Source organism: Streptomyces sp. NPDC059994, assembly GCF_042737755.1.
GTDB lineage: Bacteria > Actinomycetota > Actinomycetes > Streptomycetales > Streptomycetaceae > Streptomyces.
On sequence record NZ_JBHWUR010000058.1, the window covers coordinates 41,024 to 47,023 of the forward strand.

Annotated in this window: 6 protein-coding genes; 2 read left to right on the forward strand and 4 right to left on the reverse strand. The window is 73.0% G+C overall.

Features of this window, described 5'->3' with window-relative positions; genetic code table 11:
* Positions 1-24 precede the first annotated feature (24 nt).
* The gene (locus ACFWA7_RS25485; RefSeq protein WP_385546937.1) at positions 25-705 is read right to left on the reverse strand and encodes a response regulator; all 681 of its coding nucleotides are present in this window, start codon (positions 703-705) and stop codon (positions 25-27) included.
* Positions 702-1,934 carry a sensor histidine kinase gene (locus ACFWA7_RS25490; RefSeq protein WP_385825385.1) on the reverse strand — a complete coding sequence of 411 codons (1,233 nt, stop codon included), beginning with the start codon at positions 1,932-1,934 and terminating at the stop codon, positions 702-704. The genes ACFWA7_RS25485 and ACFWA7_RS25490 overlap by 4 nt, the downstream gene beginning before the upstream one ends.
* Positions 1,935-2,079: 145 nt before the next feature.
* Here ACFWA7_RS25490 and ACFWA7_RS25495 point away from each other — a divergent pair, with 145 nt between their 5' ends.
* Positions 2,080-2,283: a hypothetical protein gene (locus ACFWA7_RS25495; RefSeq protein WP_385546943.1), complete on the forward strand. Its 204-nt coding sequence runs from the start codon at positions 2,080-2,082 to the stop codon at positions 2,281-2,283.
* 71 nt (positions 2,284-2,354) lie between these two features.
* Here ACFWA7_RS25495 and alc read toward each other — a convergent pair whose 3' ends face one another.
* Both alc and allB read right to left on the reverse strand, forming a co-directional pair.
* On the reverse strand, positions 2,355-3,476 hold the full coding sequence (gene alc / locus ACFWA7_RS25500; RefSeq protein ID WP_385546955.1) for an allantoicase: 1,122 nt from the start codon (positions 3,474-3,476) through the stop codon (positions 2,355-2,357).
* Positions 3,477-3,489: 13 nt separating this feature from the next.
* Positions 3,490-4,827 carry an allantoinase AllB gene (gene allB / locus ACFWA7_RS25505; protein WP_385825387.1) on the reverse strand — a complete coding sequence of 446 codons (1,338 nt, stop codon included), beginning with the start codon at positions 4,825-4,827 and terminating at the stop codon, positions 3,490-3,492.
* 298 nt (positions 4,828-5,125) lie between these two features.
* Here allB and ACFWA7_RS25510 point away from each other — a divergent pair, with 298 nt between their 5' ends.
* Positions 5,126-5,926, forward strand: a complete 801-nt coding sequence (locus ACFWA7_RS25510; RefSeq protein ID WP_385546949.1) for an IclR family transcriptional regulator — start codon at positions 5,126-5,128, stop codon at positions 5,924-5,926.
* Positions 5,927-6,000: the final 74 nt, after the last annotated feature.

The following is a 6,000-nucleotide window of genomic DNA, read 5'->3' on the forward strand; positions in this document are numbered from 1 at the left end:
CTGTTCCCCCTCCGGTGGTCCGGTTCAGCGTACGTCGCCGTCCTCGTCGAGAAGTCCGGCGTCGTGGACGAGCAGCGCGATCTGGACACGGTTGTTGAGGCCCAGTTTGGCCAGCACGCGCGAGACATGGGTCTTCACGGTCGGCACGCTGAGGAAGAGGGCGGCGGAGATCTCCGCGTTCGACTGGCCGCGGCCCACGGCGACGGCCACCTCCCGCTCCCGCTCGGCGAGTTGGCCGATCTTCGCCCGGGCCCGGACGGCCCGGTCGCCCGATCCCTCCGGTCCGCCCGCGACCTGGTGCATCAGCTGGCGGGTGACGGCCGGGGAGAGCACCGGCTCGCCCGCGGCCACCCGGCGTACGGCGGCGACGATCTCGGCGGGCGCGGTGTCCTTCAGGACGAACCCGGCGGCTCCCGCGCGCAGCGCCCGTACCACCTGCTCGTCGGCGTGGAAGGTCGTCAGGACGAGGACCTCGGGGGCGTCGGGGCGGGCGCGCAGGGACTCGGTGGCGGTGAGCCCGTCGACGTTCGGCATCCGGATGTCCATCAGGACCACGTCCGGGCGCAGCCGGTCGGTCAGCTCCTCGACCTGGGAGCCGTCGGAGGCCTCCCCCACGATCTCCAGGTCGTCGGAGCCGCCGAACATGAAGGTGAGTCCCGCGCGGACGAGGGGGTCGTCGTCGACGACGAGCAGCCTGATGGTCATGAGGGCCACGGTAGCCAGGCGCGGACCTCGAACCCGCCACCGGGCGTGCGCCCGTGCTCCAGGCGGCCGCCCGCGAGCGTGGCGCGCTCGGTCAGCCCGATCAGCCCCTGCCCCGACCCGGGCACCTCCGGTACGTCGCCGACGGGCGCCGGGTTGCGCACCTCGACGGTGAGCCCGTTACCCGGGCAGCCGTCGACGGCCACGGTGACCTCGGCGCCGGGGGCGTGCTTGCGGGCGTTGGTGAGGGCCTCCTGGGCGATGCGGTAGGCGTTGCGCCCGGTGGCCGCGGGGACGGTGGCGGGATCCCCGATCCGGCTGTCCAGGGTGACCTTCATCCCGGCCTCGCGGGACTCGGCCACCAGCGCCTCCAGGGTGGCGAGCGTCGGCTGGGGGCGGTCCTCGGCGCCCTCGTCGGGGCTGCGCAGCACGCCGATGATCTGGCGCAGGTCCTGGAGGGCCTCGTGGGCGCTGTCGCGGATGACCCCGGCGGCGCGGGCGACCTGGGCCGGGGGCGCGTCCGGGCGGAACTCCAGGGCGCCCGCGTGCACGCTGAGCAGGGTGAGCCGGTGGGCCAGCACGTCGTGCATCTCGCGCGCGATGGCCTCGCGGGCCAGCCGCTGGGCGTTCTCGGCCCGCAGCGCGGCCTCGGCCTCGGCGCGCACGGCCCGCTCGCGCAGCGCCATGACGAGCTGGCGCCGGGCGCGTACGAGCATGCCCCAGCCCATGACGAGCAGGACCATCACCGTGCCGGTGACGACATTGGCCACCAGGCCCGTGTTCGGGTCGGGGCGGATCACCGGTTGCAGTACCGAGCCGGCCACGGCGGCGGCGCCGACGACCGCGACGGCGGGCTTGAGCGGCCGGTGCACGGCCAGGCTGAAGAGCGCGACGAGCAGCGCCCCGACGGCGACCGGCGCCACGGTGGTGACGACGACCAGCACCGCGGCGAGCCCCACCGGCCGGCTCCGGCGCAGCCAGAGCGCGCAGCAGGCGAGGGCGCCCACCAGCAGGTCGATCGCCTGGAGGGCCTCGGAGTAGTCGGACGCCTTGCCCATGGTGTCGGCGGCGAGCATGCCGATGGCCGCGGCGCCGGCGAAGGCGCAGGTGTCGACGATCCAGTCCCGTACGGTACGGCGCGGCCTGATCCGGTCGGACCGGTCGCCCGGCAACTCGGGGGCGACGACGGCGGACGGCAGCAGCCAGCGGTATTCGGGACCAGCGCGTGTCATGCCACCCAAGCTACGCAGGCCACGGGCGCCCTGGCGGGTTCCGGCCGGGGTGCGCTACCAAAGTCGCGGGGCCCGAGACTTTCGCCGCGGCGGGCGAGCCCGAAGGCCGATGTGGGGGCCCGTGCGCGGGGGCCAGGCTCGGCGTATGAAGAAAATCTTGGAAGTCGCCGGGTTCGTGCTCCTGGTCCAGGGGGCCGGCGGACTCGTCCACGAGTGGACCGGCTGGTTCGGCTTCTGGAGTGTGCTGCACCGGCCGGACTTCCTGGCCGGACACGAGATCTTCGCGAGCGTGGTGGTGGCGGTCCTGGGCGCGGCCCTGCTGATCGCCTCGGACCGCGCGCCGCGGTAGGCGTACCCGGCTGTTTCGCGGGGCGCTCCGGTGCTGTCGGGCCGGAGCGCCCTGCGCGGGGGCGGGTGTCGTCAGCCGCCCAGCTCCTGGTGGCGGGCGCCCAGCCGCGCCGCGCCGTCGCTCGTCAGTGAGCCGAACAGACGCAGGCGGGAGATACCGCCGTCGGGGAAGATGTCGATGCGCACATGCGTGGCGACCGCGGGGGCGTCCAGCACGAACCGGTGGTTGGTGTCGGGCTGCAGACGGGTGCGGGGCAGGATCTCGCGCCACTCGCCCGACTCGCCGTCGCGCACCGAGAGCGCCGCCCAGCCCGCCGAGTTGCCCTTGAGGTAGGCCGTGTCGATCTCGACCGCGCGGATCTCGGACTGCGCCGCCAGCTGGTAGCGGATCCAGTCGTTGCCCTTGTCGCGGCGGCGGCGGGTCTCCCAGCCGTCGTCCATCTTGCGGGAGCGGCCCGGCTGGATGGTGTTGGTGGCGGGCGAGTAGAAGCGGTCGGAGGCGTCCTCGACCTGCCCGCCGTTCTCCAGCGCCGCGAGGTCGAAGGTGCCGAGGGCGGCGAGCCACTCGGGGTCCGGGGCGACCTCGCCGTACACGCGCAGCCGGGCGATGCCGCCGTCGGGGTGCTGGTTGACGCGCAGGTGCGTGAAGCGCTGCTCGACGTCGACGGCGAACCCGTTGGCCGCGTGGCCGCCGACCGCCGTACGGGGTACCAGGGTCACCCACTTCACGTCGTCGGCGAGCAGGTCCTCGGGCGATGGGGAGCCCGCCACAGAGGTGGCCTCCACGGAGACGGCCCGCGGGTAGTTGCCGCGGAAGTGGGCGGTGTCGACGACGATGCCGCGCACCACGCCGGGGGCGCCGAGGCGTACCAGGGCCCAGTCGTGGTCGTCGTCCGCGGGGTGCGGCTGAGCTGCCGAGACACCACGGCGACGGCGGGTCTCCCAGCCGTCCATGATCTTGCCCTTGTGGCCGAAGTGCTCGGGGTCGAACTCGGCGGCGTCGGGCTTGAGGAGGTTCTCGCGCTCGGCGAAGAACTCGTCGTTGGCGGCGGTGACGCCCGCGCCCAGGCGCCGGTCGGCGAGGTCCGCGTACCGCGTGAACGGGAAGTCGGCGGTGCGGTAGTCCGCGTACGGGTCGCCGCCGCCGTAGGGGCTGGCGTCACCGGTGAAAGTGGCCAGAGGAGTTGGGTGCAGTTCGCTCACGGTTTCAGTTGTTCCTTTCGAGCAGGCGGCCGGTGGGCTCGGTGAGGGTGCCGTTCTCCTGGATGCGCTCACCGTGCAGCCAGGTCGACTTGACGACACCGTGCAGGGTCTTGCCCGCGTACGCGGTGACGCGGTTGCGGTGCTGGAGTTCGGCGGGGTCGACGGTGAAGGCCGCGTCGGGGGCGAGCACGGCGAAGTCGGCGTCGCGGCCGGCCTCGATGGCGCCCTTGCGCTCAAGGCCGACCAGGCCCGCGGTGGCGGAGGACATCCAGCGCACCACGTCCTCCAGGGTGTGGCCGCGCCTGCGCGCCTCCGTCCAGACGGCCGAGAGGCTCAGCTGGAGGCCGGAGATCCCGCCCCAGGCGGTCGAGAAGTCCTCCGTCTTGAGGTCGGCGGTGGACGGCGAGTGGTCGGTGACGACGCAGTCGATGGTGCCGTCGGCGAGCGCCGCCCACAGCAGGTCCTGGTTGGCGGCCTCGCGGATCGGCGGGCAGCACTTGAACTCGCTCGCGCCGTCCGGTACTTCCTCGGCGGTGAGGGTGAGGTAGTGCGGGCAGGTCTCGACGGTGAGCCGGACGCCCTCGCGCTTGGCGGCGGCGATCACCGGCAGCGCGTCGGACGACGACAGGTGCAGGATGTGCACCCGGGCGCCGACCCGCTTGGCGGCGGCGATCAGGGACTCGATGGCGGTGTTCTCGGAGACACGCGGGCGGCTGGCCAGGAAGTCGGCGTACTTGGGGCCGGGCGTCTGCGGCGCGGCCGCCAGCTCGTGCGGGTCCTCGGCGTGCACGATCAGCAGCCCGTCGAAGCCCGCGATCTGGGCGAGCGACTGGGCCAGCTGGTCCTGGCCGAGCTCGGGGAACTCGGCGACGCCGGAGGGCGAGAGGAACGCCTTGAAGCCGAAGACGCCGGCGTCGTGGAGCGGCCGCAGGTCCTTGACGTTGTCCGGCAGCGCGCCGCCCCAGAAGCCGACGTCCACATGCGCCTTGGAGCGGGCGACGTCCTGCTTGACGCGGAGGTTCGCGACCGTGGTGGTCGGCGGCAGGGAGTTGAGCGGCATGTCGACGAGGGTGGTGATGCCGCCCGCGGCCGCGGCCCGGGTGGCGGTCCAGAAGCCCTCCCACTCGGTGCGGCCCGGGTCGTTCACATGTACGTGGCAGTCGACGAGGCCCGGCAGCAGCACGTCGTCGCCGAAGTCCTCCAGGCGCGCCCCGGCGGGCACCTCGGCGTCGTACGGCAGCACGGCGTCGATCACGCCGCCGGCGACGGCGACGGAGGCCGGGCGGGTGCCGTCGGGGGTGATGACACGCGACGAGCGCAGTACCAGGTTGACGTCGGACACCCGAGCCCCTCACTTCCGCGGCAGCAAAGATTCAACGAACTGTTGAAGGAGTCTTCACGCCGACCAGGGAGCCGTCAAGGGTGTTCCGGGTCCGGGTGACGGCCGACGGCGCGGGGCTGGAGGTTTCCACAGAATGGAATTAGACTTTCGCTTCCCAGAATGCGGCTATCGCCACGGGGAGCCCCACCGGAACGGACAAACCCACTCTGACCGGCAAGGACGCCCTACGTACGCACTGTACGGCGAAGAACACACAGGTAGGCTGCTGCCTCGCCTGCCAGCTGAAAGGACCGCGCCCGTGCCGACGTCCAGCGCCAGCACCACCGACGCCTCCAAGCCATCCGCCGCAAGCGGTGGCGTCCAGTCCCTTGAGCGCGCCTTCGACCTTCTGGAGCGGATGGCCGACGCCGGGGGCGAGGTCGGTCTCAGCGAGCTCTCCGCCAGCAGCGGCCTCCCCCTGCCGACCATCCACCGCCTGATGCGCACCCTGGTGGCCTGCGGCTACGTACGCCAGCAGGCCAACCGGCGGTACGCGCTCGGCCCGCGCCTGATCCGCCTCGGCGAGTCCGCGTCGCGGCTGCTCGGCACCTGGGCGCGGCCGTATCTGGCCCGTCTGGTGGAGGAGACCGGCGAGACGGCGAACATGGCGCTGCTCGACGGGGACGAGATCGTGTACGTGGCGCAGGTGCCCTCGAAGCACTCGATGCGGATGTTCACCGAGGTGGGCCGACGGGTGCTGCCGCACTCCACGGGCGTGGGCAAGGCGCTCCTCGCGCACACCCCGCCGGAGGAGGTCCGGGCGCTGCTCGCCCGTACCGGTATGCCCGCCGCGACGGAGAAGACCATCACCACCCCGGACGGCTTCCTCGACGCGCTGGAGCAGGTGCGGCACGCGGGGTACGCGATCGACGACAACGAGCAGGAAATAGGAGTCCGCTGCCTCGCGGTGTCGGTGCCGAACTCCCCCACGGCCGCCGCCATCTCCATCTCGGGCCCGGCGGGCCGCGTGACGGAGGCGGCCACGGATCGGATCGTGCCGATCTTGCAGGGGGTCGCGGAGGAGCTTTCCGCTGCGCTGGCGAACGCGGGACAGGGCTGAGACTTCGAGTACGGCCCGGTGGGGGCTGGTCGCGCAGTTCCCCGCGCCCCTGACCACCTAGGGGCGCGGGGAAC